The sequence below is a fragment of the Neomesorhizobium albiziae genome (assembly GCF_900114255.1).
GTDB lineage: Bacteria > Pseudomonadota > Alphaproteobacteria > Rhizobiales > Rhizobiaceae > Neomesorhizobium > Neomesorhizobium albiziae.
On the sequence record NZ_FOSL01000002.1, the window covers coordinates 319227 to 342857 of the forward strand.

The following is a 23631-nucleotide window of genomic DNA, read 5'->3' on the forward strand; positions in this document are numbered from 1 at the left end:
CATACTTGACGGAAAAAGGGTCGTTGGCATGCGCGCTTCCAGCCCGCACGGGCCTTGGAAACGCGCGGGACCGTAGTGATGAGTGACGTGAACGTCAATATCCGCGCGCGGCACGAATCGGTTGAATTATTGGCGGCCCCAGCGCGGCGCCGGCTGTGCCTCGACAGGCTGTACGGCGCTTGGCTGATCGACCATGACCGAGCGCGGCGTGACGATCTCGCGGTCGAGCACAGGCTGGTCGCGGCGCTTCAGGATCAGCACGAGAATGGCGCCGGTGACGATGCCGCCGATATGGCAAGCCCACGATATCTGGTCGTCGCCGCCTGCCAGGAACATCAGGAACTGGAACACGATCCACAGCACCAGAGCGATATAGGCCGGCAGGGGGAGCGGGATGCGGGCAAAAACCAGCACCCAGATCCATACACGCGGATGCAGGATCAGATAGGCGGTGACCACGCCGGCGATGGCGCCGGAGGCGCCGATGAGCGGGCTCTGCGAATCCGGTGCGATCAGTCCATGCACCAGCGCCCCGCCCGCCGCACACAGCAGGTAGAAGAGCAGGAACCGGAAATGCCCCAGCGCGTCCTCGACATTGTCGCCGAACACCCAGAGGAACAGCATGTTGCCGCCGAGATGGAAAATGTCGCCATGCAGGAAGGAATAGGTCAGAAAGGTGAAATCCTCGGGAATGTAGGCATATTCCGGCGGCAGTTCCGCGATGTCCGAAGACCACCGATGGAATGTAGCCGAAGCCGATCAGCGTCGCCTCATGGAAGCTTTGAGGACCGATGGAGGTGAGGAGATAGACGATCACATTCGCGGCGATCAGACCGAAGGTGACATATTGCAGCTTGATATATTTCAGGCTGTTGACGTCGTGGAGCGGGATGAACATTTTTTCTCCGCCGCTCCTCCGGCAGTATCTAAAGAAGCCTTTTGAGAATTCGCTCTGGTGAGGCAGGTGGCGTGGTTTTCCGTGAGCACCGGAAGCGGAGAAAACTGCGTCAGATGCCCGCCAGAGTAGAATTATTAAAATGTCTTCTCAGCGGTTCTTGCCGGGCACCCATAACACATCGGCGTTTCCGTTGTCATTGACCGTGCGGGCGGCGACGAACAGAAAATCCGAGACGCGGTTGATGTATTTCAGCCCTTCGCGATTGACGTGCTCGGCCGGGTCCTGAGCAAGCGCGACCATGATGCGCTCGGCACGGCGCGCGACGGTGCGGGCCAGATGTAGTGCCGCCGAGGCTGGTGAGCCGCCGGAAAGCACGAAGGAGCGCAGCGGCTGCAGGTCTTTGTTGAGAAGGTCGATGTCGGTTTCGACGCGCTTCACCTGCGAGGCGACGATGCGCAGCGGCTCGTAGCCGAGATCCCTGCCGGCGTCGGGCGTTGCCAGATCGGCGCCGAGATCGAAAAGGTCGTTCTGGATGCGGCCTAGCATGGTGTCGATTTCGGGATACTGCTTGCCGGTGTGCACGCGCGCCAGGCCGATGCAGGCATTGGCTTCGTCGACGGTGCCGTAGGCGTCGACGCGAAGGTCGGATTTCAGCCGGCGCTCGCCGGTGCCGAGCCCGGTGGTGCCGTCGTCGCCGGTGCGCGTGTAGATCTTGTTGAGCTTGACCATGCCTCCCCCGTCCGGTCAGCCGCGATTGAAATAGAACGCCAGGAGGATCAGCACCAGCGCGATGAACTGCAGCAGCACCCGCATCTGCATCAGCTTGTTGGATGTGTTGCCGGAACCGCCGCGCAACATGTTGGCGAGGCCGCGGATCAGGACGATCACCACGGCGACCATCACGAGGATGGCGAGGATGTTGAATACTGTCGACATGGATCCTTCCTGATCCGGTTCCGTCCGGGCCGTTCAGCCCTGCTTCGACAAGATCCGGTAGAGTGCCGAAGCCGGCAGAATGCGCTTTAAGAACACGCCGATCCTTGCCGGCAGGGTGACAACATAATGCGGTCTGGGGCGCGGCGACAGCAGGGCGTGGCGCAATACCGCATAAACCGCGTCCGGCTTCAGCTTGAGTCGCGACTTTGAGCCGCCGCCGCGTAGCCTGGCAAGTTGCGTCTGGTACTCGGCACGGTGGACGGAATTCTCGTGGTCGATGTTCTTCTCGAACCAGAACAGGACGTTCGAGGCGATCTTCGATTCCACCGGTCCCGGCTCGATCAACGCGACGTGGATGCCGGAGCCCGCGAGTTCCATGCGCATGCACAGCATCAGCCCTTCGAGCGCATGTTTGGAAGCCGCATAGGCGCCGCGAAACTTCACCGGTGTCAGGCCGAGGATCGACGAGCAGTGGACGATGCGGCCGTGCCCTTGCGCCCGCATTACCGGTACGACGCGACGGGTCAGGTCGTGCCAGCCGAAGAAATTCGCCTCGAATTGCGTCCTGAGCGCCTCGGCGGGCAGGTCTTCGACAGCACCGGCTTGCGCATAGGCGCCGTTGTTGTAAAGCGCGTCCAGCCTGCCGCCCGTGCGCTCGAACACCGCGTCGACCAGGCTGGCGATCGAAGCCGGCTCGCTGTAGTCGAGATAGAAGGCTTCAATGCCTTCCGCCTCAAGCGTGGCTATGTCCTGCGGCTTGCGCGCCGTGGCGAATACCCGCCAGCCATCGCTTTTCAGCGCACGGGCGCAATGCGCACCGATGCCCGAAGAGGCCCCGGTGACGATGATTGTGCGCAACCCTTTCGGGTGGAGATTCGTGGTACCGGTTACGCTTGCCATTTGCCGCAATCACTTCCCATATTCGCGGCCGGGAAACAATTGGAAGGAGATGGGGTGCGCAAGATCGTCGCGATACGGCGCGTGCTGTTCGATGCACTCGGTCATTTCAACGACGACGACGGGTGGTCGATGGCCAGCCATCTGGCGATCAGCGCCCTGATGGCGCTGTTTCCGTTCCTGATCTTCGCGACGACGCTGGCGAGCTTTCTCGGCGCACAGGCGTTTTCGGAAACCGCCGTGCATCTCGTCTTCGACACCTGGCCGGACCAGATCGCCGAACCCATCGCGCGCGAGGTCGTCAACGTGCTGACCGTGCAGCGCGGCGACCTCCTGACGTTTGGCGTGGTGCTCGCGGCCTTCTTCGCCTCCAACGGCATCGAGGCGTTGCGGACTTCGCTCAACCGAGCATACCGCGTCACCGAAACGCGCTCGATCATCTACCGCCGCGTGCAGAGCCTTGCTTTCGTTGTGTTGGCCACCATCGCCTTCGTGGCGATCAGCGTGCTCCTGGTGTTCGCGCCGCTGCTTGCACGCCTGGCCGAGGCGCAGTTCGACTGGATCGAACCCTATATGGGAACCATCACTCTGTGGCGGTTCGTCATCGCCTCGACCGTCATCGTGCTCGGCCTGATCGCCGTGCATTTCTGGCTGCCGGCCGGGAAAAGGCGCTTCGTCGACATCGTCCCCGGCATCATCTTCACGCTGGCGGCCTGGCTTGCCGGCTCGACGATCTTCGCCACCTATCTCGACAATTTCTCGAACTACGTGACCACCTATGCCGGGCTCGCCTCGATCATGATCGCGGTGGTCTTCCTCTACATCATGTCGCTGATCTTCATTGTCGGCGGCGAGTTCAATGCCGCGATCAAGCGATATCTCGACGCGCGTGCCCGCGTCGGCGCCTAGATGCGAAGTCTCAACATCTAGGCAGCGTGCGCCGGGCGCCTTGCCGATGACCCTTGAGCCGTGGCCAGGCCGACGCCGAACGTGGTCAGCGCCATGCCGACTATCTGGACGAGGGTCAACGTCTCGCCGAACAGTACCCATGCAATGACCGCGGTGACGGCGGGTACCAGGTAGAACAGCGAGGCTACCTTCGACATCTCGCCCTCGCGGATGAGATACATCAACAGGAAAATCGCACCGATCGACAGCACCAGCACCAGCCAGGCCATGGCGAAGATCAACTCGCCATTGATGGTGACGGTGCGGGTCTCGAACAACAGCGAACCCACGGCCATGACGATGCCGGCGCCGAGATACTGATAAACGGTGCCGGTCACCATGTCGGTTCGCGACCCCCAGCGTTTCTGCAGCACGGTGCCGAGGCTCATCGCTATCACCGCCATAACCGCCGCCGCCAGCGTCGCCGCGGTGATGCCGCTGCCCAGCGAGCCGAATTTTGGCGACAGGACAACGATGACGCCGACGAAGCCGATGACAAGGCCCAGCCAGTGGCGCGGCAGTATCCTTTCGCCGAGCAGCTTGCCGGCCAGCACGGCGGTGATCAGCGGCTGCAATCCGACGATCAGGGCGGAAATGCCGGCCGGCATGCCCTTGTGGATCGCCCAGAAAATGCCGCCGAGATAGACGCCGTGCATCAGCGCGCCCGCGGCCATCGCATTGACGATGCCTCTTCGGCTCGCATGGCGGTGGCGGCTAAAAAGAAGCACTGCCGCCAGAAGGGCAAAAGCCAGGAGGAAGCGGGCGGCGAGGAACGTGAAGGGCTCCGCCCAGGGCATCGCGTAACGCGCGCCAATGAACCCGGTCGCCCAGAGCACGACGAAGAGAGCTGGAATGAGCGGTGCTGGCGATGTCATGGGAAGAAACCGGGAGTAAAGGGAAAACGAAGCGTTTCGCTCTAATGCCGTTCAACCGGGTAAGCAAAGCGAAACAATTTGATCCTTATCCTGAGCGGTATTGAACCGGGGTGGGGTTCAGGGGCTTTGACGTGTCAGGTTTCGAAAGGACCGGACATGCTTTGGAAGCTCGATACAGCCTGGCTTATGATGGCCGTCGCCTCCGTGACGGTCATGTCTTTTCTCTTCGGACTGATCATGGATGCCATCATGGCCGACGACGGTTTCGGACCGTTCGGCAACATGCTGCTCATCACCGGCGGTTTCTTCGCGGCCGTTCTGATCGCCAACGTCCACGGCATCCGCATGACGAGCCTCGGTTTCGCCGTCGTTACAGGCATGGCCGGGGCGTTCGTCACGCTCGCGGCCCTGGCGCTCGTCAAGGCGGCGCTGGCGCGATTATGACGATCAGCCGAGCCCGACCATCCGCCTGATGTCCGCCGGCGTCGCGCCATTTTCCCGCAAGGCGGAAAGCCCGGTGTCACGGTTGCTCTTGGCGAGCTTGCGCCCGTCCGGGCCATCGATCAGCCTGTGGTGGAGGTAGAGCGGCGCGGGCAGGCCGAGATGCGCCTGCAACAGGCGCTGCATCCCGGTGGCGTGGTAGAGGTCGCGGCCGCGCACGACATGGCTGACCTCCTGTAAGGCGTCGTCGACCACGACCGACAGGTGATAGCTGGTCGGGATGTCCTTGCGCGCCAGGATGACGTCGCCCCACATTTGCGGGTCGGCCTTTACCTCTTGAGCAGCCGCCCAGTTTCCCCTTTCGGCCTCCCGCCATGACAGCCCGCCCGGCGGCAGCGCCGCGACAGCCTTTTCGACATCCAGCCGCCAGGCAAAAGGTTCGCCGCTGTGCATTCTCCGCCGGCGCTCGCCGGGGGAGAGAACCTTGTCCAGCCCGGGATAGAGCGGCGTCCCGTCGGGATCGCGCGGCCAGGGTTTGCCGGCTGTTTCATGCTCGACGATGTGCGCGCGGATCTCGCCCCGGCTCATGAAAGCCGGATAGACGAGGTCTTTGGCGACAAGCTTTTGCAAAGCCGCTTCGTAGTCGGCGAAATGATCGGATTGCCGGCGCACCGGCGTTTCCCACACGATGCCGAGCCATGCGAGGTCGCGGTAGATCCCCTGCTCGAATTCGGGCGTGCAGCGGGTGAGATCGATATCCTCGATACGCAGCAGCAGACGCCCGCCCGCCTGCCTCGCCAGATCCTGGTTGAGCAGCGCCGAATAGGCATGGCCGAGATGCAACTGGCCGTTCGGGCTCGGTGCGAAGCGGAATGTCAGGAGCGTCATCGTCGGGGCGGCAATCGGGTTGTGCGGCACTGCCCTCGATTGCTACTTTGCCCTCCCTTCGTGAACAAGGCTTCGCATGCGCCGCATCCGTTCGATCGCAGATATTTCCGACGGCCTTGACGCGCTTTGCGCCATCGACCCTCGTCTGGCCGGCGTGCGGGAAGCGGCTGGCGAGGTGCCGCTGCGGCTCACCGAGCCGGGGTTCGAAAGCCTCGCCTCGATCATCGTGTCGCAGCAGGTCAGCCGGGCCAGCGCCGACGCCATCTTCGGCAGGCTGACGAAACTGGTCGACCCGCTGACGCCGCAAGGCCTGTTGGCAGCCGGCGAAGGGATATTCCGCGAGGCCGGGTTGTCGCGGCCGAAACAGAAGACGCTGCTTGCCATCGCCGAGGCGGTCGCGGGCGGCCTCGACCTTCACCACCTCTGCGGCCTGGAGGCGAAGGACGCCATTGCCCGCCTCACCGCCATCTCCGGCATCGGCCCGTGGACGGCGGAATGCTACCTGCTTTTTTCCGCCGGCCATCCGGATGTCTTTCCCGCCCGCGACGTCGCCCTGCAGAGCGCGGTCGGCCATGCCTTCGGCCGCGAATCACGTCCCGGCGAGAAGGAGCTCATCGCGCTGGCCGAATCATGGACCCCGTGGCGCGGTGTCGCATCGCGGCTTTTTTGGGCCTACTACCGCGAATGGAAGGGCCGCGAAGCCGCCCCGTCGGCCTGAAACCGTAAAAAAGCCGGAAAAACAGGGTGTTTTGGGGGCTGATGTAACGCCGTGGCGGCTTCACATTCCTGTCACCTCGGGCTTACACTATCCGCGCCGATCGCTTCGCGAGCCAAAGGAGGTGCCTAAGTGACGATCGCAGTGTCGCCTGATGGGCTTCCAGCGCTCGTGCTGAACGCGGACTATCGCCCGCTCAGCTATTATCCCCTGTCGCTCTGGTCCTGGCAGGACGCCATCAAGGCAGTGTTCCTCGACCGGGTCCATATCGTTGCCGAATACGAACACTCGGTGTCGTCGCCGACCTTCTCGATGAAGCTGCCAAGCGTCGTCAGCCTGAAGACCTACGTCAAACCGTCCCGCAACCCGGCCTTCACCCGGTTCAACGTATTCCTTCGCGACCGTTTCCAGTGCCAGTATTGCGGCACCCCTGAAGACCTGACCTTCGACCATGTCATTCCGCGCCATTGCGGCGGTGCGACGACATGGGAAAACGTCGTGGCCGCCTGCTCGCCCTGCAATCTCAGGAAAGGCGGCTTGCTGCCGGCGCAGGCCAAGATGTGGCCGATCCAGCGCCCGTATCATCCGACCGTCCACGACCTGCACAACAACGGCAAGCGTTTCCCGCCGAACTACCTGCACGAAAGCTGGATGGACTATCTCTACTGGGACGTCGAACTGGAGCCGTAAGGGTACGCCGCTTCAGGCTTTGGCGAATGCGCCGCGGAACGCCACCGCGGCCAACATCAGGCTTGCAATCACGTTCCATCCGGCAAAGGAAAGGCCGAGGAACCGCAGCGCCGCCTTGTCGCAGGATGGCGGGATCACCGTGTTGATGGCGTCGAGAACGCCGGCGCCGCCGGTGTCGACATTCGCGCCGGCCGCGCAGTCTGTCGGCCCCGGCCACCACGCCCATTCGACGCCGGCGTGGAAGACACCGAGATAGAGGCCGTAGGCCATCAGGAGGCCGCCGACCACCAGCAGGCCACGACTCACGACGCCTGGCCAGTGCAGCGTCGAGGACACCACCGCCAGCGCCATCAACGGCACGCCGATGTAATAAGGCAGCCGCTGCTCGAGGCAAAGCTTGCACGGCATGTAGCCGCCGATGTGCTCGAAGCCGAGCGCGGCGCCGACAGTCGCCGCCATTGCGACGAGCAGGAAGGCTGCGGTCAAGGTCTGCAAGCGTCCCGAAGGAGCGGTCACGGCGGTCATCGAGTAGTCTCTGTGTCGCGAGGTGGTCAGGTCAGATATTTGATCAGCAGATAAAGCAAAATGAGGGCAGCCGCGCCTAGACCGGCGATGAGGCCGAGACGTTTCTCGATGAATTCGCGGATCGGCTCGCCATAGGTCCTCAGGAGCCAGGCGAGGAAGTAGAAGCGGGCGCCGCGGGCGATGATGGCCGAGATGATGAACAGCCAGATGTCGACACCGATGACGCCCGACAGGATGGTCACTACCTTGATAGGCGGCAGATGGGCGAGCCCCGAGGTCACCAGCATCAGAACGATGAAACCCATGCCGCTGGATTGCCTGAGCGCTTCGAACTCATCGTATTTGCCGTAGAATTCGAGCACCGGCTTGGCGATCGCCTCATAGGCGTAGTGGCCGAGGAACCAGCCGGCAATGCCGCCCAGCACCGATGCGAGGGTGGCGACGAAGGCGTATCTGTAGGCGCGGTCAGGCCGCGACAGGGCCATCGGCAGATACAGCACGTCGGCCGGAACCAGAAACACCGAGCTTTCGACGAAAGCGATGAAAGCCAGCCACCATTCGGCGGATTTGCGCGCCGCCAGCGACAGCGTCCAATCGTAAAGTCTGCGAAGCATAGGTATCCCCGTTTTGCGCAGCCTGTCTAAAGAGGATCGCTGCGCTGCACAATGGCCGGGGCTTCACGAATCCGGGAGTCACCTGGAGCGGAATGCATTCGGATTGAACGGGCATTCCGCTCCATCTGTTTGTTTTAGCCGCATTTATGCGACGCCAGGTGATCCCGCCTGGCTGCAAAACGCTGCTTGTTTGGCCGTGTTTATGCGACGCCAGGTCACTGGCTGCAAAAACGCTCAGGCGCCGAGAGCGGCTTCGAGCTCGCCAATCGCCTTGGCGATGCGCCTTTCGCGCGTTTCCGCCGTCTTGGCGCCTGTGATGCCTTCGACGATAACCCGCCGCTTGGTGTAGGAGAGGCTCTCGAACAATTTCTTGATGTCTGGGTTGCGAGCCAGAGCCTTCTCGAAATCCGCGGGCACCGCGATCTCGCGAATCTCGGTGTCCAACTCGATCTGGACATCGATCGTGTCGCCACCGGCGACCTTGGCCTTCTCGCGGTTGTCAGCATTGATGCCGACCATGTAGCGCCCGTTCATGACCGCCACTGTGCTGCGGTAGGTAAAGCCGTTGATCGTTATCTTGACGGCGGGCTTTCGTCCGGCTGCGAGCCTGGCGATCACATCGTCGGGTATCTGGATGCCGGTGGCGGTTTTCCCCGCGGTAAGGACCTTGGTGCGGAAGTGAAGCGGGCCTGTGCCGGCCGAATTTTCAACTGCGCGTGACATGAACGAATCCTCCGTCGAATTAAGTCATCCGCTCCAAGGACGGCTGTCGCGGTTGCAATCCGACATCGGCCATGCCGATTTTCCCTGCGGAACACAGGCGCGTTCCGCATCGAAATCTTCATAAGTTCAAGTGTAGGGATGGCCCAGTGCCACGGCTGTCGACCGGTGAGCCTCGTATGGCCGATCGTTTTGTCCGACGCTCTGGCACGCGGCCGATCAGGCCATCGGCTCACGCATCCCAGCTTCCCGCATGCGCGCATTCCTCGCCGCCTCGACCATCGGCCACCATTGGTCGAGCAGCTTGCGGCCCATTTCCTTGAGATTGATGCCTTCGATGGCGGCGCGGGCTTCCACCGCGCTCACCGGCCGCCCGAGCTCACGCGCAATAGCGGTGACGCGCACATGTTGCGCAGCCAGCCGCTTCAGTTCAGCGATTTCCTGTTGAGACCAACGACGACGATAAACGCGGTGTCGCATTTTCATTGCTCCAAGCTCCGCCCGCGGCGACGCCGCGCGGTCAAGAGCTCAGGCCGGATGAACTGCCATAAAAGGCCCACGTACATCTGAGCCTCATCATTGTGCTACAGAGCCCTATCACAGGCAACAGCTTTGATGAGACGGAGCTAATGTTTTTGCACAGAGAGGCGTTTGAGGCGGCTGGTGGTGCGGCTACTCAAAGCGGCTCGGCGCGAACAGTTCCGCTGTAAGCCCATGCTCGGCGAAATCCGCCGCCACAGCATGGCCGAGTATGAGGTCGGTGGCCAGGCGTCCCAACGCCGGAGCGGTCTGGATGCCGAAACCGCCCTGGCCGGCGAGCCAGAAAAAACCGTCCCCCTCTCCGGAATAGCCGACGACCGGCGCGCGGTCCTGCGCGAACGTGCGCAACCCGGCCCAACTGTGGGAGACATGGCTGACGGCCACTGTCGTCGCCTGTTCGAGGTACCAGGCGGCATAGGCGATATCGAGTTCTTCCGGCTGCGCATCGCACGGTTGGCTTTCCGTGGCATCGGCGGGCGAAACCAGCAGGCGCCCGGCCTCCGGCTTCATGTAGAACGCCTCGTCGATCTCGCTGATTTCCGGCAAGGCGCCGACATCGATGCCGGCCGGCATGGCGACGGTAATCGCGGTGCGGCGATAGGGTATGATGCCCAGCGGCTTCAGGCCGAACAGTTGCGCGGTGCTGTCGGCCCACGCGCCGGCGGCGTTGACCACTGTCTGAGCGCGCATTTCGCCGGCGGTCGTTTCAAGAAGCCAGATGCCGCCCTCGCGCCGTGCGCCAAGAACCTCGGCCTTGTTGCGGATCGTGGCGCCGTTGGCGCGCGCGCCCCTGGCGCAGCCCTGCAGCAGATTTTCGGCCTCGATGTCCCAGCAGTCGGGATCGTAGAACGCGTCAGCGACATAGTCCGGATTGAGGATCGGCGCGCGTTCGATTGCCTGCTCGACCGTCAGCCGCTCAAGTCCTGGCGCGGCGGCACTTTCCTCGGCGAACACATCAGCCAGCCGTGCGGCTTTTTCCGCGTCCGCGATCACCAGATTTCCCCGCCGCTTCAGGAGTTCGGTCTCGGTGAACCCGCCGGGAGGATTCGTCAGGAACGGGTAGCTGATCTTCGCCAGCTTGCCGACGAGCGCGGAATGGAAGCGAAACGCGAATTCGGCCGCGGAACGGCCGCTCGAATGGTAGCCGAGCGCTGTCTCGCGCTCCAACACGGCGACGGAACGATGCGGGCTCAGGAAATAGGCCAGCGAAACGCCGGCGATGCCGCCGCCGATGATGGCAATGTCAACCGTTTCAGCCATGCAGGGCTCCCGTTCCTGTTTCCTGCTTCGCATGAAATGCGCCGGGCGGGAACACCGGATGGTGCTCCCGCCGGCTGAATCAGGAGTGGACGGGCTGGTCGGCGCTCAGCCCGAGTTCGTCGCGGCGCAGCCAACGCCAGAGAAGGAGCACCGCAACGACCGCCAGGCCGGTGGAAAGACCGATCCAGATGCCGGCGCCCTCGAACCCGAAATGGAAGGCCAGCAGCACCCCGAGCGGCAGGCCGACGCCCCAATAGCCGATGGCCGCGAGGATCATCGGCACCTTGGTGTCGTGCAGCCCGCGCAGCATGCCGGCCGCGACCGCCTGCGCGCCATCGAATATCTGGAACAGCGCGGCGAAGGACAGGAAGGTGACGGCGAGTGCGATCACCGCCGTGTTGGCGGGATCGTCGAGATCGATGAAGGCGCTGATCAGCAGGCGTGGCCATGAAACCATGACCAGCGCCATCAGCGCCATGAAGCCGACGCCGATCGCCAGAGCGGTCCAGCCGGCGCGGCTGACGCCGTCGGGATTTCCAGCGCCGTGGGCAAGGCCGACGCGCACCGTCACCGCCTGGTTGATGCCGAGCGGCACCATGAAGGAGATCGACGCGATCTGGATGGCGATGGCGTGTGCGGCCAGCGACGCGGCGTTGATCAGGCCCATCAGGAAAGCCGCGGCATTGAAGATCGTCACCTCGAAAGCAAGGATGCCGGCGATCGGCAGGCCAAGCCTCAGGAGCGCGATGAAGCGTGGCCAGTCGGAACGCCAGAAACGTCCGAAAAGACGGTAGCGGCGGAACTTCCGCTCGACCGAGACCACAGTCGCCAGGCCGATGAACATCAGGGCGCTGGAGAGGCTGGTCGCCAGGCCGGAACCGGCGATGCCCATCTTGGGGAAGCCAAGATTGCCGAAGACCAGGCACCAGTTGCCGAACGCATTGAAGCTGACGGCGATGAACATGATGACCAGGGCCCAGCCCGGCCGCTCCAGCGCCGAGATGAAGGAGCGCAGTACGATGTAGCCGTAGAACGGCAGGATCGCCCATTGCAGCCAGCGCAAGTAGATGCCGGCCTGCTGCGCCAGCGGCGGCTCCTGGCCCATTGCCAGCAGGATGGCTTCGCCGTGCCAGAGCAGCAACCAGACCGGGATAGCGGCCAGGATCGCCAGCCACAGGCCCTGCCTGACCGTGCGCCTGATGTCGCGGACCGAGTGGCGCTTTCGGCCGAGCTCGGTCGCCATCATAGGCGATGCTGCATAGACGAGGCCGAGCCCCAAGATCAGCGGCGCGAAATAGAGATTGGAGCCGAGCGCGCCGGCGGCAAGCGTGTCGGCGCCGAGCCTGCCCAGCATCATCACGTCGGTGGCTGTCATCGCCACCTGGGCGAGGTTGGTCAGCACCATCGGCCAGGACAGTGCAAGCATCGCGCGAATCTCACCGCGCCATAGGCTTTCCGGCATCTCCACGCCGGCTTCGATCGAGGACATTTTCAGGTCTTTCCGGTGGCGGCAGGACGCAATTCGCCAATGCCGGCGTATTTCCGAGCCGAAATTCACGATTTCGACCGTTCGTGGCCGGATTTCTGAACGAAACGACCCGCAATGGCAAGCCACGGCGGGTGTTTTCGATTGGTACAGCGTGGCGGGTGAACCTGCCCGTCAGGCGAATGGATCAGCGACGCGCGGCCAGATCGGCCGGTCGAGCTTGGTGTAATTGGTGGTGCTCGGATCGCTCGGATAGGAGCTCGGTGCGTTCACATAGATGATCTCCGCCGCGATCGGTTCGAAGCCGGCGTAGAAATGGTTGGTCGACTTGACCAGCAGGATGTCCTTCGACATCGGGTCGACCCCGAGATTGGAGAAGATGTCCGGCTCGAAAGTCTGCGTCCGGTTGGTGTTGAGGATGACGTCGATCTCGGTGCCCTCGATGCGGATCAGCGCCGTCGATCCCAGCGTCACGCGGCTCGGCCCGAAACTTTGCCAGCCTTCGGCGACGGTCTTTAGCACCCGCACGCGCGCATCGATCGGCTCGCCGGCCTGCGGTCCGGCCTTGCCGCCGAAACGCAGATCGATGGTAGCGCCCTCGCCGGCCGCATGGCAGAAGGTCACGGCGATCGGATCCCAGATGGTGGCGACGCCGATGCGACCGGAACCCCGTTCGATCAGCTTTTTCAACACGAAGGTGCCGTCGCCCGGAACGCCGCCGCCCGGATTGTCCCAGACATCGGCGATGACCGCCGGCTTCGACGCATCGGCCTTGCGTACGGCGAACGCCCGGTCGATGCCGGCATCGGCGCCGACCATCTTCATCACGGTCTTCTCGCGCATGGCGAAAAGCTCCTGGCCGAGCCGTTCGGCGAGCGCGTCGCCTTTGGCCTTGTCGTTGTCGGTGACGACGACGATCCTGCTTCCCATCCCAGGCACGTCCGCCGCCATGAAGCCGTGGATGACGGAAACCGAAAGAATGCCGTCCTTGCCGTGCAGCGCATTGATGCGGTCGACGAAGGAGCGCATCGGCTCGCGGCTGGTCGGCAGCACGGCGATCATCCGGCAGTCGAAGGTCGAGATGACCGGCTTGATCTCGCCGCGCGCGGCTCTGAGGCCAAGCTCGACGACATGCTCGCCGCGCTCGTAGAAATCGGTATGCGGAAATTCGAGGAAGGCGGCCAGGATATCGGCGGCCGCGACACGTTTGGCGGTCAAGTGACTATGCGGGTCGAGTTCTGACGCAACGACGATATCCGGCCCGACAATGTCACGCACGCGCGACAGCAGGTCACCCTCGCAATCGTCATAGCCCTGCGCCACCATCGCGCCGTGCAGGCCGAGGATCACTGCGTCTACGGGCAGTGCCGCCCGCAACTGGCCGAGGATTTCGTCGCGCAGCTCCTCGTAGGTCTGGCGCTGGACGAGGCCACCCGGCTCCGCCCAGGTCGCGGTGCCTTCGATCACCGTCAGGCCGTCGCTCTTCGCGCGCCGGCGCAGCGCAACGATCGGCGACGAGCAGAGCGTCGGCGTTTCCGGATGCTCTCCCGGCCCGGCGTAAAAAGCCATATCGAAGGATGCGCGGTCGGTCGGCACCGGCGAAAACGTGTTGGTTTCCGTCGCCAGGGAGGCAGTGAAAATGCGCATGAGGGGACTTGGCTTTCGCTATTTCTGCGGCGCGTAGGCGACCGCCTCGATCTCGACCTTGATGTCGATCATCAGCCGCGATTCGACAGTGGTGCGCGCCGGCGGCTCCTTCGGAAAATAGGTCGCATAGACCTTGTTCATGCCACCGAAATCGCGCGCGTCCTCGATCCATACCGTCGTCTTCACGACATCATCCATGGTCGCGCCGGCTAGCGCCAGCGCGGCCTTCACATTCTCCAGCACCTGCCGGGTCTGCGGTTCGATGCCTCCGTCCACCACGGTGCCGTCGGCCCGCACCGGCACCTGGCCTGAAACATAGACCATGTCGCCGGCGCGCACCGCCGGAGACAGCGGGACATGCGAGGTTCCGAAGGTTTGCTTGCGCGACATGCCAATGCTCCGTTGAAATCGCCCGACGGCTCCTGAACCGGCGCATCCGTTGCGGCAAGGCCTGCCTTGAAAGTTTACGGCGGCGCATCCGGGAGGAATCTGGATGCGCCGCCGGTCGGCATCCGAAGCCTGCACAGGCATGAACAAACATGCCCGTGCGGTTTGCCCCTTACGGATGCCACTGCCAACTGAACCAAGAGATCGCCGCACAACGTGACTTTCCTACATTATAGGCAAAATCGTCTGATTCAAGGGAGTATTCTGTTGTTTATTTACATTTTTGAGCGTAGCACCGGTGAAATCAAAACCGGCGTTGGAGCGGGCCACGTGGCGCTTGAAGGCGAGTTCAGTGGGAAATCGGTTCTTGTCACCGGCGCCGGCGGCGGTCTCGGGCGCGCGCTGGTGGAGATGTTTTCGGCGCGTGGTGCCAGCGTCATTGCCTGCGACCAGTCGGCCGATGCGATGTCCGGGCTGCCCGCCGCTTCGACCCATGTCTTCGACCTTCTCGATCGCACCGCCCTGCAGGATGCGGTCACGGCGATCATCGGCCAGGACGGGGTGCCCGACATCGTCGTCAACAATGCCGGCTGGACCCGCGCCGAGACAATGCCGTCGCTCACCCTCGACAAAATTGAAAGGGAAGTGGACCTCAATCTCACCAGCGTGATGGCCTTCACCAATGCGATGCTGGAGGCGGTACCGGCCGACCGCAAAGGCGTCTTCGTGTTCATCTCATCGGTGAATGCGCTTTTGCATTTCGGCAATCCGGCCTACGCCGCGGCGAAATCTGGCATCAATGCCTATGCCCGCGCCATCGCGGTCGAATATGGCCGTCGCGGCATCCGCGCTAATGTCGTCTGCCCGGGCTCGATCCGCACGCCAGCGTGGGATCACCGCATCGCCAAGGACGCCACGATTCCCGGAAAGTTGCAGCGGCTTTATCCGCTTGGGCGGATCGTCAATGCGGCGGAAGTCGCCGAAGCGGTCGCGTTCCTGGCATCGGACCGCGCGTCGGGGATCACCGGCGCCGTGCTGCCGGTTGATGCAGGGTTGACGGCAGGCTGTTTGCCCTTCATCGACGACATTCTGGGTGGCTGAGAGGCGCCAATGGAACATGTCGCCGATATCATAACGCGCCTGCAGGCGACCACGCGGGACGGGTCGAAGTCGGACCGGCGGCTGGCCGCGCTGGTGCTGGCGGACCTCGACTTCGCGTCGAAGGCAGCGATCTCCGACATCGCCTCGCGGGCAGGTGTCAGCGAACCGACGGTGACGCGCTTCTGCCGCAGCCTGGGCTGCGAAGGGGTGCGCGATTTCAAGTTCTGGCTGGCGCAGGCGCTCGCCGTCGGCGGTGTCTACCTCAACCCGGAGCCTCTCAACCGCGATGTCCGCGAGCAGCGCATCGCCTCCGCGGTGACAGACGCCGCAATCGCTGCGATCCAGCGCGCGAGCGCCAATCTCGACATGGCTACCCTGCTGGCGGTGGGCGAGCGGCTTGCGACCTCCGCCAACATCCTTGCCATCGGTTCGGGGGGCACCTCGTCGATGCTGGCGACCGAACTGCAGAACCGGCTGTTCCGGCTTGGCCTGCCGGTGACCGCCCAGGTCGATGGCCAGTTGCAGCGCATGTATGCTGCCGTGGCCACGCCCGAAACCACGCTGGTCGCCTTCTCGACTTCGGGCTATGCGAGGTCGGTCGTCGAGGCGGTGACGCTCGCCCGTCAATACGGCGTCCACACCGTGGCGATCACGGCGCCCGGCTCGGCGCTCGCCGCGGCCGCCGAAACGGTGATCACCTTCCAGCCCATCGAAGACGGCAATATCTACAAGCCGACCTCGTCGCGCTTCGCGCTGCTTGCCGTTCTCGACATGATCGCCACCGCGACCGCCGAAAGCCGCGATACCAAGATCATGGAGGGCCTGCGCCGCATCAAGCAGACCCTGAATACCTTGAAAATAGACGACCCACGCCTGCCGATCGGTGACTGACGTGCCAACGCCCCGCACTATCCACGATATCGAAACCCCCGCCGTCATCATCGATGTCGACCGCGCCGACGCCAACATCGTGCGTGCGCAGGCCGACGCCGACAAACACCGGTTGAAGCTCAGGCCGCACATCAAGACCCACAAGCTGCCCCACTTCGCCAAGAAGCAGGTCGCGGCAGGCGCGGTCGGCATCACCTGCCAGAAGATCGGCGAAGCCGAAGTGATGGCCGAGGCCGGGCTCTCCGACATTTTCCTGCCCTACAACATCCTCGGACGGGCGAAGCTCGATCGGCTGTTTGCGTTGCATGGGCAGGTGACGCTCTCCGTCACCGCTGACAGCCTCGACACGATTGCCGGGCTGTCCGCTACCTTCACCGACACCGGGCACCGGCTGAAAGTGCTTGTCGAATGCGACACGGGCATGGGCCGCTGCGGCGTGCAGACATCGACGGAGGCGCTCGCACTCGCCCGGCAGATCGACGGCGCCTCCGGCCTGTCGTTCGGCGGCCTGATGACCTATCCGGCGCCGGGGCTCTCCCGCGAGACGGATGCCTGGCTCATCGACGCGCGCGACCTGTTGAAGTCGGCCGGCCTCGACTGCGAGACGATATCGAGCGGCGGCACCCCCGACATCTGGCGGGCCGGCGACACCAAGGTCGCCACCGAATACAGGCCGGGCACCTACATCTACCTCGACCGCTACCAGGTGGCCAAAGGCGTCGGCACCAACGACGACTGCGCACTGACCGTGCTGTCGACCGTCGTCAGCCATCCGACACCGACACGGGCGATCCTCGACGCCGGCTCGAAAGCGCTGTCCAGCGACACGCTCGGCCTGCCGGATTTCGGCGAACTGGTCGGCATTCCCGGCGCGCTGGTCACTGGCCTCAGCGAAGAACATGGCAACGTCACCCTTTCAGGCGAAGCGAGGCTGGCGATCGGCCAGCGGGTGCGCGTCCTGCCCGACCATGCCTGCGTCGTTTCAAACCTGTTCGACATGGTGCACCTCGTTTCCGGCGAAACCGTTGTCGACATCCTTCCGGTCGCCGCGCGCGGCCGCGTCACCTGATCTTTTCGAACCGGAGCAAACAATGAGCCACGCTGGAAATCCGTTCGGCAACGATGCCGATCGTCACGCTATCTGGGACATGCTGGTCGAACGCGATATCGCAGCCTTCGTCGCCGCCGACTGGTCGATGGTGGCGAACGATTTCGATGAGCAGCGCTTCCTCGGCATCCATGCCCACAACGCCGAGAATCCGGACGAATGGAACGCCGCTTTTCCGACGCTCGCCGAATACAGGACCGAGTGGCTGCGCCAGGCCGCAGAGACCGCGGCGACCAAGTTCGCCGAGCCGCTTGCCGCCGGCATTCACCGGGCCACCAACCTCTCCCGGATCGACATCACCGGCGACGTCGCGCTGGCGCGCAAGAAGTTCGACGGCAAGATCGCCAAGGCCGACGGCAGCTTCGACGTGCTCAACTGGCAGACGCTGTATTTCTGCCGCAAGGTCGATGGCCGCTGGAAAATCAGCGGCTTCGTGGGCTACATGAAATACCGGTAAGAGGGCGTCACGCTGGCAGCACGGCCGTCGCCTCGATCTCCACCTTGGCGCGGTCTTCCATCAGCGCCACCACCTGCACGGCGCTCATGGTCGGATAGTGCCGGCCCATGACGCTCTTGTAGGCTTCGCCAAGCTCCTTCAGCCGCGCCAGATATTCCTGCTTGCTGGTGACGAACCATGTCAGCCGCACGATATGTTCCGGCCTCCCGCCGGCTTCGGCGAGCACAGCCACGATGTTCATCAGCGTCTGCCGCGTCTGCTCGATGAAATCGTCGGTCTCGAAAACCTGATCCACGTTCCATCCGATCTGGCCGCCGAGAAACACCGTGCGGCCTTCCGCGACGATGCCGTTGGAATAACCCTTCGCCGCTTTCCAGTTGGCCGGGTGAAGTGCCTGATGGGCGGGTTGCGACATTTTCGTTCTCCAAACACAAACTTCGTCGGCTAATTTTCAGACGCCGAGGTAGCGATCCTGAAGCTCGCTCGTCAGGTCGGCGGGCTTGCCGCTCCACACCGTCTGGCCCTTTTCGAGCACAAAGGCGCGATCTGCCACCGGCAGCAGCTCCGACAGCGTCTTGTCGACGACCAGGATGGACTGGCCTTCCGATTTCAGCTTGCGGATCGCCGCCCAGATATCCTGCCGGATCACCGGCGCCAGCCCTTCGGTCGCCTCGTCGAGGATCAGTAGCTTCGGATTGGTCATCAGCGCGCGGCCGATCGCCAGCATCTGCTGCTCGCCGCCGGACAGAGTGTTGGCATATTGGTCGCGCCGTTCGGAAAGGCGCGGAAACAGCGCGTTGACGCGTTCCAGCGTCCAATCGCCCTTGCGCGCGGCCGCCACAAGGTTTTCGCGCACGGTGAGGTTGGGGAAACAGCGGCGGCCTTCCGGCACCAGCCCGATACCCAGCCGGGCGATGCGGTGGGCGCTCATGCCGGAGATCGCCTTGCCGCCAAGCCTGATGGTGCCTGCACGCCCGCGAACCAGGCCGAGGATCGACGAAATCGTCGTCGTCTTACCCATGCCGTTGCGGCCCATCAGCGCCACGACCTCGCCCTCGCCGACCGACAGTTCGACGCCGAACAACGCCTGCGAAGCGCCGTAAAAAGTTTCGAGGCCGGAGACTTCGAGCAACATCACGCATGCTCCCCGAGATAGGCGCGGCGGACTTCCGGATCACGGCGGATCTCGTCGACCGTGCCCGTCGCGATGATGCGGCCGTAGACCAGCACCGAGATACGGTCGGCGAGTGCGAAGACCGCATCCATGTCGTGTTCGACCAGAAGGATGGGTGCTTCCCGCCTCAGACCGTCGAGGAAACCGGTCAGGTCCTTCGAACCTTCCGGCCCCATGCCGGCCATCGGCTCGTCGAACAGGAAGGCCTTCGGCCCCAGGGCGAGCGCGATGGCGATCTCCAGCTTGCGGCGCTCGCCATGCGACAGTTCCGCGGCTGGCAGCCGGGCGCGCTGAGCCAACCCGACACGCTCCAGCACGGCGAGCGCCGGTTCGGTCAGCGACGTGTCGTGCATGACCGGCTTGAAGAAGCGGAAGCTCGATCCTTGCGCCGCCTGCACCGCCAGCATGACGTTGCGCAGCGCCGAAAACTCAGAGGCCAGCGACGAAATCTGGAATGAGCGGCCGAGCCCCTTTCGCGCCCGCGCCGCCATGCCGAGCGCGCCGACATCCTCGCCAAGAAATTCGATGGCGCCGCTGTCAGGGCGGATCGCGCCGGAAATCTGGTGGATCAGCGTCGTCTTGCCGGCGCCGTTGGGACCGATCAGCGCGTGGATTTCGCCCGGTCTCAGGTCGAGGCTGACATTGTCGGTTGCCTTCAGCGCGCCGAAATTCTTGCGAAGCTCGCGGATGGAGAGGACCGGCTCAGCCATGGCGAGGCTTCCCTGCGACGAGCCCGATCAGCCCGCCGCGCGCGAACAGGACAACGCCGAGCAGGATCAGGCCGAGGAAGAACTGCCAGCGTTCGGTCAGCCCCCCCAATACCGATTCGATCAGCACGAACAGCATGGCGCCGGCGACCGGTCCGAACAGCCGGCCGGTGCCGCCGAGGATGATCAGCACGATCAACTCGCCCGACATCTGCCACGACAGCATCGACGGGCTAGCGAAGCGGTTGAGGTCTGCATAAAGCGCTCCGGCCAATGCGGTGATCATCGCCGAGAGAACGAAGGCGGCAAGCCGCACCGGAAACGGGCCGATGCCGACTGCGGCAAGCCGCGTCTCGTTTTGCCTGGAGGCCTGCAATGCTGCGCCGAAACGCGAATCTCTGACAAGGGCGAAGAGCACCAGGACGGCGACAAGGACCGCGTAGCAAACGAGGAAGAAGGTCAGCGGCACGGCCGTGTTGACGCCGGGAAAGGCGCCGCGCGTGGCGATGGAAAGGCCGTCCTCGCCGCCGTAGGCCGGCCACGAAATGGCGAAATAGTAGATCATCTGCGCGAAGGCGAGCGTGATCATGATGAAGTAGACGCCGGAGGTTCTGAGGCTGATCGCACCGATGGCGAGCGCCACCAGGCCGGAGACGGCAATCGCCACAAGCCAGATGACCGGCATCTGATCCGAAGCGCCGATCTCGAGCGGCCAGGTCAACAACGGCTGCATGTTCAGCACATGCGTCGACAATATGCCGGCGGCATAACCGCCGAGGCCGAAGAAGGCGGCGTGGCCGAACGACACCAGCCCGCCCAGCCCAAGCGCCAGGTTGAGCCCCACCGCCGCCAGCGCCAGCACCGCCATGTGTGTCGCCAGCGTCACGTAAAACGGTTCGTCCAGCGCGAGTGCGGCGAATGGCATGGCAAACAGCAAAGCCGCCAGCACAAGATTGATCGGGGTTTCACGGGACATCGTCATGTATTCGCCGCGAACAGGCCTTGCGGCCGGAATGCCAGGATCAGCGCCATGACAATGTAGATCAACATCGAGGCAAGCGCCGCGCCGACGGTTGCCCCCTGCGAGGCTCCCATCGCCAGCGCGAAGGCCTTCGGCAGCAGGAAGCGGCCGAGCGTGTCGACCAGCCCGACCAGGATGGCGCCGACCAGTGCGCCCTTGATCGAGCCGATGCCGCCAATGACGATGACCACGAAGGCGAGGATCAGTACCGGCTCGCCCATGCCGACCTGCACCGATTGCAGCGCACCGACCAGCGCACCGGCGAGCCCGGCAAGGGCCGCGCCCAGCGCGAAGACGATCGTGTAAAGCGTGCGGATGTCGACGCCGAGCGCCCCGATCATCTCGCGGTCGGATTGGCCGGCGCGTATCTGCATGCCCAGCCTTGTCTTCGAGATCAGCAGATAGAGCCCTGCCGCGACGGCGACGCCAACCGCGATGATCGCCAGCCGGTAGAGCTGGTAGCGCGCGCCGCCTGGCAGGTCGACAGCGCCGGCAAGCACGGGGGGAATGTCGAGATAGAGCGGGAAGGAGCCGAACAGCCAGCGCGTGCCTTCCGAAAAGATCAGGATCAGCGCGAAGGTCGCCAGCACCTGGTCGAGGTGGTCGCGGTCATAAAGCCTGCGCACGACCAGCAGTTCGACGATAGCGCCAGCCGCCGCTGCGGCGGCGAGACTTGCCGCAAGGCCGAGCCAGAACGAGCCGGTCGCCGCAGCGACAGCCGCGCAGGCGAAGGCGCCGACCATGTAGAACGACCCATGGGCGAGGTTGATCAGCCCCATGACGCCGAAGATCAGCGTCAGCCCCGCCGCCATCAGGAACAGCATGACGCCGAACTGCAGGCCGTTCAGCATCTGCTCGATGAAGAGGGCGCTAGACATAAGCTTTGCTCGTCCCCTTCAGGCGCTCGCCTATGCGCTTTTGCAGTATTTCGTTCGCCCAACGGAACCAAAGCGGAGCCGCGCAATTGCCTTTCGGTGAAACAAACAGTGGAGGACGCCCGTGAAAACCCTGGCTGAACTGTTCGAACATTCCTTGCAAGACATCTACTACGCCGAAAACGCCCTGACGAAAGCGCTTCCCAAAGCTTCGAAAGCCGCCGGCGACGCCAAGCTGAAGCAGGCGATCGACGGTCACCTCAAACAGACCAGGGGTCACGTCCAATCGCTCAAGAAGGTCTTTGCATCCCTGAACCTTCCGGCCAAGGGCGAGAAGTGCGACGCGATCGAGGGCCTGATAAAGGAGACCGACGGCGTTATCGCCGAAGCCTCCGGAAAGGCGCTCAATGCCGGTCTGCTGGCAGCCGCCCAATGCGTCGAGCACTATGAGATCTCGCGCTATGGTTCGCTGCGGGAATGGGCGAAAGTGCTTGGTCATGACGAGGCGCATAAGCTGCTCAGTGAAATCCTCGATGAGGAAAAGGCTGCCAACAACAAGCTGACGGATTTGGCCGTCAGCGGGATCAACAAGAAGTAGCGATTGCCGCCGTCAGCCCCTCCGCGTGGAAGGGCTGACGGCTTCGAACCCTTTCGCTATTGCAGCGCGCAGTCCTTCGCATAGGCGTCGGCATGGTCGGTGAAGCTGGTGCCGACGATCTTGTTTGTCAGCACGTCGCCTTCCTTGACCACCTCGCGCACATAGATGTCCTGGATCGGGTGGTTGTTGGTGTTGAACTTGAACTTGCCGCGCACCGATTCGAACTCGGCGGCCTTCAGCGCGGCGCGGAACGCGTCGGCGTCCTTGACGCTTACCTTGCCGGCGGCGGCGATGATCAGGTTCGCCGTGTCGTAGGCCTGTGCGGCGTAGATCGAAGGCAGGCGGTTGTAGGCCTTCTGGAATTCCTCGACGAACTTCTTGTTGGCGGCGTTGTCGAGATCCTTCGACCATGAGGCCGAGTTCTTGGCGCCCAGGGCCGCGTCGCCGATGGCGCCGAGCACGTCCTGGCTGAACGAGAAGCCGGGGCCCATCAGCGGAATGCCGACACCCGACTGCGCATATTGCTTGACGAAGGCGATGCCCATGCCGCCGGGCAGGAAGAAGAACACCGAGTCGGCGCCGGAATCGCGGATTTGCGCAATCTCGGCGGCATAATCGGTCTGGCCGAGCTTGGTATAGACCTCGCCGACGAGCTCGCCCTTATAGAAGCGCTTGAAGCCATTCAGCGAGTCGGTGCCGGCGGGGTAGTTCGGCGCCAGGATGAACATCTTCTTGATGCCGTGCTTCTCGGCATAATTGCCCATCGCCTCGTGGAAATTGTCGTTCTGGTAGGCGACGTTGAAATAGTTCTTGTCGCACTTTGCCCCTGCCAGCGGAGAAGGCCCGGCGTTTACCGAGAGGTAGAATTTGCCCTGCGCCACCGCATTCGGCACCACGGCCATGGCGAGGTTCGACCAGATGATGCCTGTCAGGACATCGACCTTGTCGCTCTGGATCATCTTGTCGGCGATCTGCACCGCCAGTTCCGGCTTCATCGCGTCGTCTTCGGTGACGACTTCGATGTCCTTGTTGCCGGACAACGAAAGCGCCAGCATGAAGCCGTCGCGCGCGTCGATGCCGAGGCCCGCGCCGCCGCCCGAAAGCGTGGTGATCATGCCGACCTTCACCGGTTCGGCAAATGCCATGCCCGAGACGCCGAGTGCGAGCCCGAACAGGCCCGCCGCAAAAATCTTCCTCATATTACTCTCTCCCTTTTGTTGCCGTTCCTGCAT

Annotated in this window: 28 protein-coding genes and 1 pseudogene; 9 read left to right on the top strand and 20 right to left on the bottom strand. The window is 63.6% G+C overall.

Annotation, left to right across the window (positions count from 1 at the left end; all coding sequences use genetic code 11):
* Positions 1-126 precede the first annotated feature (126 nt).
* From F3H98_RS05115 to F3H98_RS05130, 4 genes and pseudogenes are all read right to left on the bottom strand, one after another.
* Positions 127-898, bottom strand: a pseudogene (locus tag F3H98_RS05115) (rhomboid family intramembrane serine protease).
* 147 nt (positions 899-1045) lie between these two features.
* Positions 1046-1627: a cob(I)yrinic acid a,c-diamide adenosyltransferase gene (locus F3H98_RS05120; protein WP_149758983.1), complete on the bottom strand. Its 582-nt coding sequence runs from the start codon at positions 1625-1627 to the stop codon at positions 1046-1048.
* Between the two features lie 15 nt (positions 1628-1642).
* The gene (locus tag F3H98_RS05125; RefSeq protein WP_149758985.1) at positions 1643-1834 is read right to left on the bottom strand and encodes a twin transmembrane helix small protein; all 192 of its coding nucleotides are present in this window, start codon (positions 1832-1834) and stop codon (positions 1643-1645) included.
* 33 nt (positions 1835-1867) lie between these two features.
* Positions 1868-2734 carry an SDR family oxidoreductase gene (locus F3H98_RS05130; RefSeq protein ID WP_149758987.1) on the bottom strand — a complete coding sequence of 289 codons (867 nt, stop codon included), beginning with the start codon at positions 2732-2734 and terminating at the stop codon, positions 1868-1870.
* Positions 2735-2788: 54 nt separating this feature from the next.
* Here F3H98_RS05130 and F3H98_RS05135 point away from each other — a divergent pair, with 54 nt between their 5' ends.
* Positions 2789-3640 carry a YihY/virulence factor BrkB family protein gene (locus F3H98_RS05135; RefSeq protein WP_244621610.1) on the top strand — a complete coding sequence of 284 codons (852 nt, stop codon included), beginning with the start codon at positions 2789-2791 and terminating at the stop codon, positions 3638-3640.
* Between the two features lie 17 nt (positions 3641-3657).
* Here the strand turns inward: F3H98_RS05135 and F3H98_RS05140 are convergent, their stop codons facing one another.
* The gene (locus F3H98_RS05140) at positions 3658-4554 is read right to left on the bottom strand and encodes a DMT family transporter (protein WP_149758991.1); all 897 of its coding nucleotides are present in this window, start codon (positions 4552-4554) and stop codon (positions 3658-3660) included.
* A 156-nt stretch (positions 4555-4710) separates the two neighbouring features.
* Here F3H98_RS05140 and F3H98_RS05145 point away from each other — a divergent pair, with 156 nt between their 5' ends.
* Positions 4711-4998, top strand: a complete 288-nt coding sequence (locus F3H98_RS05145; protein WP_149758993.1) for a hypothetical protein — start codon at positions 4711-4713, stop codon at positions 4996-4998.
* A gap of 3 nt (positions 4999-5001) precedes the next feature.
* Here F3H98_RS05145 and gluQRS read toward each other — a convergent pair whose 3' ends face one another.
* Positions 5002-5883: a tRNA glutamyl-Q(34) synthetase GluQRS gene (gene gluQRS, locus F3H98_RS05150; protein ID WP_149759302.1), complete on the bottom strand. Its 882-nt coding sequence runs from the start codon at positions 5881-5883 to the stop codon at positions 5002-5004.
* Between the two features lie 76 nt (positions 5884-5959).
* Here gluQRS and F3H98_RS05155 point away from each other — a divergent pair, with 76 nt between their 5' ends.
* The gene (locus tag F3H98_RS05155) at positions 5960-6601 is read left to right on the top strand and encodes a DNA-3-methyladenine glycosylase family protein (protein WP_149758995.1); all 642 of its coding nucleotides are present in this window, start codon (positions 5960-5962) and stop codon (positions 6599-6601) included.
* 129 nt (positions 6602-6730) lie between these two features.
* Complete coding sequence (locus F3H98_RS05160) at positions 6731-7288, top strand: HNH endonuclease (protein ID WP_149758997.1); 558 nt, start codon at positions 6731-6733, stop codon at positions 7286-7288.
* A gap of 12 nt (positions 7289-7300) precedes the next feature.
* Here F3H98_RS05160 and F3H98_RS05165 read toward each other — a convergent pair whose 3' ends face one another.
* The 8 genes from F3H98_RS05165 to F3H98_RS05200 all read right to left on the bottom strand — a co-directional run bounded on the left by F3H98_RS05165 (position 7301) and on the right by F3H98_RS05200 (position 14470).
* The gene (locus tag F3H98_RS05165) at positions 7301-7813 is read right to left on the bottom strand and encodes a disulfide bond formation protein B (RefSeq protein ID WP_149758999.1); all 513 of its coding nucleotides are present in this window, start codon (positions 7811-7813) and stop codon (positions 7301-7303) included.
* Positions 7814-7839: 26 nt separating this feature from the next.
* A complete protein-coding gene (locus F3H98_RS05170; RefSeq protein WP_149759001.1) occupies positions 7840-8427 on the bottom strand; it encodes a YqaA family protein in 588 nt (195 codons plus the stop codon).
* A gap of 234 nt (positions 8428-8661) precedes the next feature.
* Positions 8662-9150 (bottom strand): YdeI/OmpD-associated family protein, encoded by a 489-nt coding sequence (locus tag F3H98_RS05175; RefSeq protein WP_149759003.1) that lies wholly within the window; start codon positions 9148-9150, stop codon positions 8662-8664.
* A gap of 216 nt (positions 9151-9366) precedes the next feature.
* Positions 9367-9627 carry a hypothetical protein gene (locus F3H98_RS05180; RefSeq protein WP_149759005.1) on the bottom strand — a complete coding sequence of 87 codons (261 nt, stop codon included), beginning with the start codon at positions 9625-9627 and terminating at the stop codon, positions 9367-9369.
* 192 nt (positions 9628-9819) lie between these two features.
* Positions 9820-10947 (bottom strand): NAD(P)/FAD-dependent oxidoreductase, encoded by a 1128-nt coding sequence (locus F3H98_RS05185; RefSeq protein WP_149759008.1) that lies wholly within the window; start codon positions 10945-10947, stop codon positions 9820-9822.
* A 79-nt stretch (positions 10948-11026) separates the two neighbouring features.
* Positions 11027-12436, bottom strand: a complete 1410-nt coding sequence (locus F3H98_RS05190; protein ID WP_149759010.1) for an MATE family efflux transporter — start codon at positions 12434-12436, stop codon at positions 11027-11029.
* A gap of 171 nt (positions 12437-12607) precedes the next feature.
* A complete protein-coding gene (locus F3H98_RS05195) occupies positions 12608-14080 on the bottom strand; it encodes a M81 family metallopeptidase (protein WP_149759012.1) in 1473 nt (490 codons plus the stop codon).
* Positions 14081-14098: 18 nt separating this feature from the next.
* Positions 14099-14470, bottom strand: coding sequence for a RidA family protein (locus F3H98_RS05200; RefSeq protein WP_149759014.1), 372 nt, complete (start codon positions 14468-14470; stop codon positions 14099-14101).
* 327 nt (positions 14471-14797) lie between these two features.
* On the opposite strand from F3H98_RS05200, the gene F3H98_RS05205 reads away from it, so the two are divergent.
* Genes F3H98_RS05205 through F3H98_RS05220 form a run of 4 tightly spaced genes read left to right on the top strand, consistent with a single transcriptional unit; the run spans position 14798 to position 18024 of the window.
* Positions 14798-15568: an SDR family oxidoreductase gene (locus F3H98_RS05205; protein WP_149759016.1), complete on the top strand. Its 771-nt coding sequence runs from the start codon at positions 14798-14800 to the stop codon at positions 15566-15568.
* 9 nt (positions 15569-15577) lie between these two features.
* Positions 15578-16459: a MurR/RpiR family transcriptional regulator gene (locus tag F3H98_RS05210; protein ID WP_149759018.1), complete on the top strand. Its 882-nt coding sequence runs from the start codon at positions 15578-15580 to the stop codon at positions 16457-16459.
* A gap of 1 nt (position 16460) precedes the next feature.
* Positions 16461-17528 (top strand): D-TA family PLP-dependent enzyme, encoded by a 1068-nt coding sequence (locus F3H98_RS05215; protein WP_149759020.1) that lies wholly within the window; start codon positions 16461-16463, stop codon positions 17526-17528.
* 22 nt (positions 17529-17550) lie between these two features.
* Complete coding sequence (locus tag F3H98_RS05220; protein ID WP_149759022.1) at positions 17551-18024, top strand: hypothetical protein; 474 nt, start codon at positions 17551-17553, stop codon at positions 18022-18024.
* 7 nt (positions 18025-18031) lie between these two features.
* Here the strand turns inward: F3H98_RS05220 and F3H98_RS05225 are convergent, their stop codons facing one another.
* Genes F3H98_RS05225 through F3H98_RS05245 form a run of 5 tightly spaced genes read right to left on the bottom strand, consistent with a single transcriptional unit; the run spans position 18032 to position 21804 of the window.
* Positions 18032-18439, bottom strand: coding sequence for a RidA family protein (locus tag F3H98_RS05225; RefSeq protein ID WP_149759025.1), 408 nt, complete (start codon positions 18437-18439; stop codon positions 18032-18034).
* Positions 18440-18475: 36 nt separating this feature from the next.
* Entirely contained in the window at positions 18476-19159 is a 684-nt protein-coding gene (locus tag F3H98_RS05230) for an ABC transporter ATP-binding protein (RefSeq protein WP_149759027.1), read from the bottom strand.
* On the bottom strand, positions 19159-19908 hold the full coding sequence (locus tag F3H98_RS05235; protein WP_149759029.1) for an ABC transporter ATP-binding protein: 750 nt from the start codon (positions 19906-19908) through the stop codon (positions 19159-19161). The genes F3H98_RS05230 and F3H98_RS05235 overlap by 1 nt, the downstream gene beginning before the upstream one ends.
* Positions 19901-20881, bottom strand: a complete 981-nt coding sequence (locus F3H98_RS05240; protein WP_149759303.1) for a branched-chain amino acid ABC transporter permease — start codon at positions 20879-20881, stop codon at positions 19901-19903. Before F3H98_RS05240 ends, F3H98_RS05235 begins: the two co-directional genes overlap by 8 nt.
* A 2-nt stretch (positions 20882-20883) precedes the next feature.
* Positions 20884-21804: a branched-chain amino acid ABC transporter permease gene (locus tag F3H98_RS05245; protein WP_149759031.1), complete on the bottom strand. Its 921-nt coding sequence runs from the start codon at positions 21802-21804 to the stop codon at positions 20884-20886.
* Positions 21805-21925: 121 nt separating this feature from the next.
* Here F3H98_RS05245 and F3H98_RS05250 point away from each other — a divergent pair, with 121 nt between their 5' ends.
* Positions 21926-22399 carry a YciE/YciF ferroxidase family protein gene (locus F3H98_RS05250; protein WP_149759033.1) on the top strand — a complete coding sequence of 158 codons (474 nt, stop codon included), beginning with the start codon at positions 21926-21928 and terminating at the stop codon, positions 22397-22399.
* Positions 22400-22455: 56 nt separating this feature from the next.
* Here F3H98_RS05250 and F3H98_RS05255 read toward each other — a convergent pair whose 3' ends face one another.
* The gene (locus F3H98_RS05255) at positions 22456-23598 is read right to left on the bottom strand and encodes an ABC transporter substrate-binding protein (RefSeq protein ID WP_149759035.1); all 1143 of its coding nucleotides are present in this window, start codon (positions 23596-23598) and stop codon (positions 22456-22458) included.
* Positions 23599-23631: the final 33 nt, after the last annotated feature.

What these genes read in the sequence shown, in the direction of transcription:
- F3H98_RS05130 (WP_149758987.1), bottom strand. Translation starts at nt 2,734, where the DNA reads ATGGCAAGCGTAACCGGTACCACGAATCTCCACCCGAAAGGGTTGCGC.
- F3H98_RS05190 (WP_149759010.1), bottom strand. Translation starts at nt 12,436, where the DNA reads ATGTCCTCGATCGAAGCCGGCGTGGAGATGCCGGAAAGCCTATGGCGC.
- F3H98_RS05230 (WP_149759027.1), bottom strand. Translation starts at nt 19,159, where the DNA reads ATGTTGCTCGAAGTCTCCGGCCTCGAAACTTTTTACGGCGCTTCGCAG.
- F3H98_RS05165 (WP_149758999.1), bottom strand. Translation starts at nt 7,813, where the DNA reads ATGACCGCCGTGACCGCTCCTTCGGGACGCTTGCAGACCTTGACCGCA.
- F3H98_RS05195 (WP_149759012.1), bottom strand. Translation starts at nt 14,080, where the DNA reads ATGCGCATTTTCACTGCCTCCCTGGCGACGGAAACCAACACGTTTTCG.
- F3H98_RS05235 (WP_149759029.1), bottom strand. Translation starts at nt 19,908, where the DNA reads ATGGCTGAGCCGGTCCTCTCCATCCGCGAGCTTCGCAAGAATTTCGGC.
- F3H98_RS05170 (WP_149759001.1), bottom strand. Translation starts at nt 8,427, where the DNA reads ATGCTTCGCAGACTTTACGATTGGACGCTGTCGCTGGCGGCGCGCAAA.
- F3H98_RS05155 (WP_149758995.1), top strand. Translation starts at nt 5,960, where the DNA reads ATGCGCCGCATCCGTTCGATCGCAGATATTTCCGACGGCCTTGACGCG.
- F3H98_RS05185 (WP_149759008.1), bottom strand. Translation starts at nt 10,947, where the DNA reads ATGGCTGAAACGGTTGACATTGCCATCATCGGCGGCGGCATCGCCGGC.
- F3H98_RS05180 (WP_149759005.1), bottom strand. Translation starts at nt 9,627, where the DNA reads ATGCGACACCGCGTTTATCGTCGTCGTTGGTCTCAACAGGAAATCGCT.
- F3H98_RS05125 (WP_149758985.1), bottom strand. Translation starts at nt 1,834, where the DNA reads ATGTCGACAGTATTCAACATCCTCGCCATCCTCGTGATGGTCGCCGTG.
- F3H98_RS05175 (WP_149759003.1), bottom strand. Translation starts at nt 9,150, where the DNA reads ATGTCACGCGCAGTTGAAAATTCGGCCGGCACAGGCCCGCTTCACTTC.
- F3H98_RS05240 (WP_149759303.1), bottom strand. Translation starts at nt 20,881, where the DNA reads ATGTCCCGTGAAACCCCGATCAATCTTGTGCTGGCGGCTTTGCTGTTT.
- F3H98_RS05120 (WP_149758983.1), bottom strand. Translation starts at nt 1,627, where the DNA reads ATGGTCAAGCTCAACAAGATCTACACGCGCACCGGCGACGACGGCACC.
- F3H98_RS05200 (WP_149759014.1), bottom strand. Translation starts at nt 14,470, where the DNA reads ATGTCGCGCAAGCAAACCTTCGGAACCTCGCATGTCCCGCTGTCTCCG.
- F3H98_RS05145 (WP_149758993.1), top strand. Translation starts at nt 4,711, where the DNA reads ATGCTTTGGAAGCTCGATACAGCCTGGCTTATGATGGCCGTCGCCTCC.
- gluQRS (WP_149759302.1), bottom strand. Translation starts at nt 5,883, where the DNA reads ATGACGCTCCTGACATTCCGCTTCGCACCGAGCCCGAACGGCCAGTTG.
- F3H98_RS05140 (WP_149758991.1), bottom strand. Translation starts at nt 4,554, where the DNA reads ATGACATCGCCAGCACCGCTCATTCCAGCTCTCTTCGTCGTGCTCTGG.
- F3H98_RS05245 (WP_149759031.1), bottom strand. Translation starts at nt 21,804, where the DNA reads ATGTCTAGCGCCCTCTTCATCGAGCAGATGCTGAACGGCCTGCAGTTC.
- F3H98_RS05220 (WP_149759022.1), top strand. Translation starts at nt 17,551, where the DNA reads ATGAGCCACGCTGGAAATCCGTTCGGCAACGATGCCGATCGTCACGCT.
- F3H98_RS05255 (WP_149759035.1), bottom strand. Translation starts at nt 23,598, where the DNA reads ATGAGGAAGATTTTTGCGGCGGGCCTGTTCGGGCTCGCACTCGGCGTC.
- F3H98_RS05210 (WP_149759018.1), top strand. Translation starts at nt 15,578, where the DNA reads ATGGAACATGTCGCCGATATCATAACGCGCCTGCAGGCGACCACGCGG.
- F3H98_RS05225 (WP_149759025.1), bottom strand. Translation starts at nt 18,439, where the DNA reads ATGTCGCAACCCGCCCATCAGGCACTTCACCCGGCCAACTGGAAAGCG.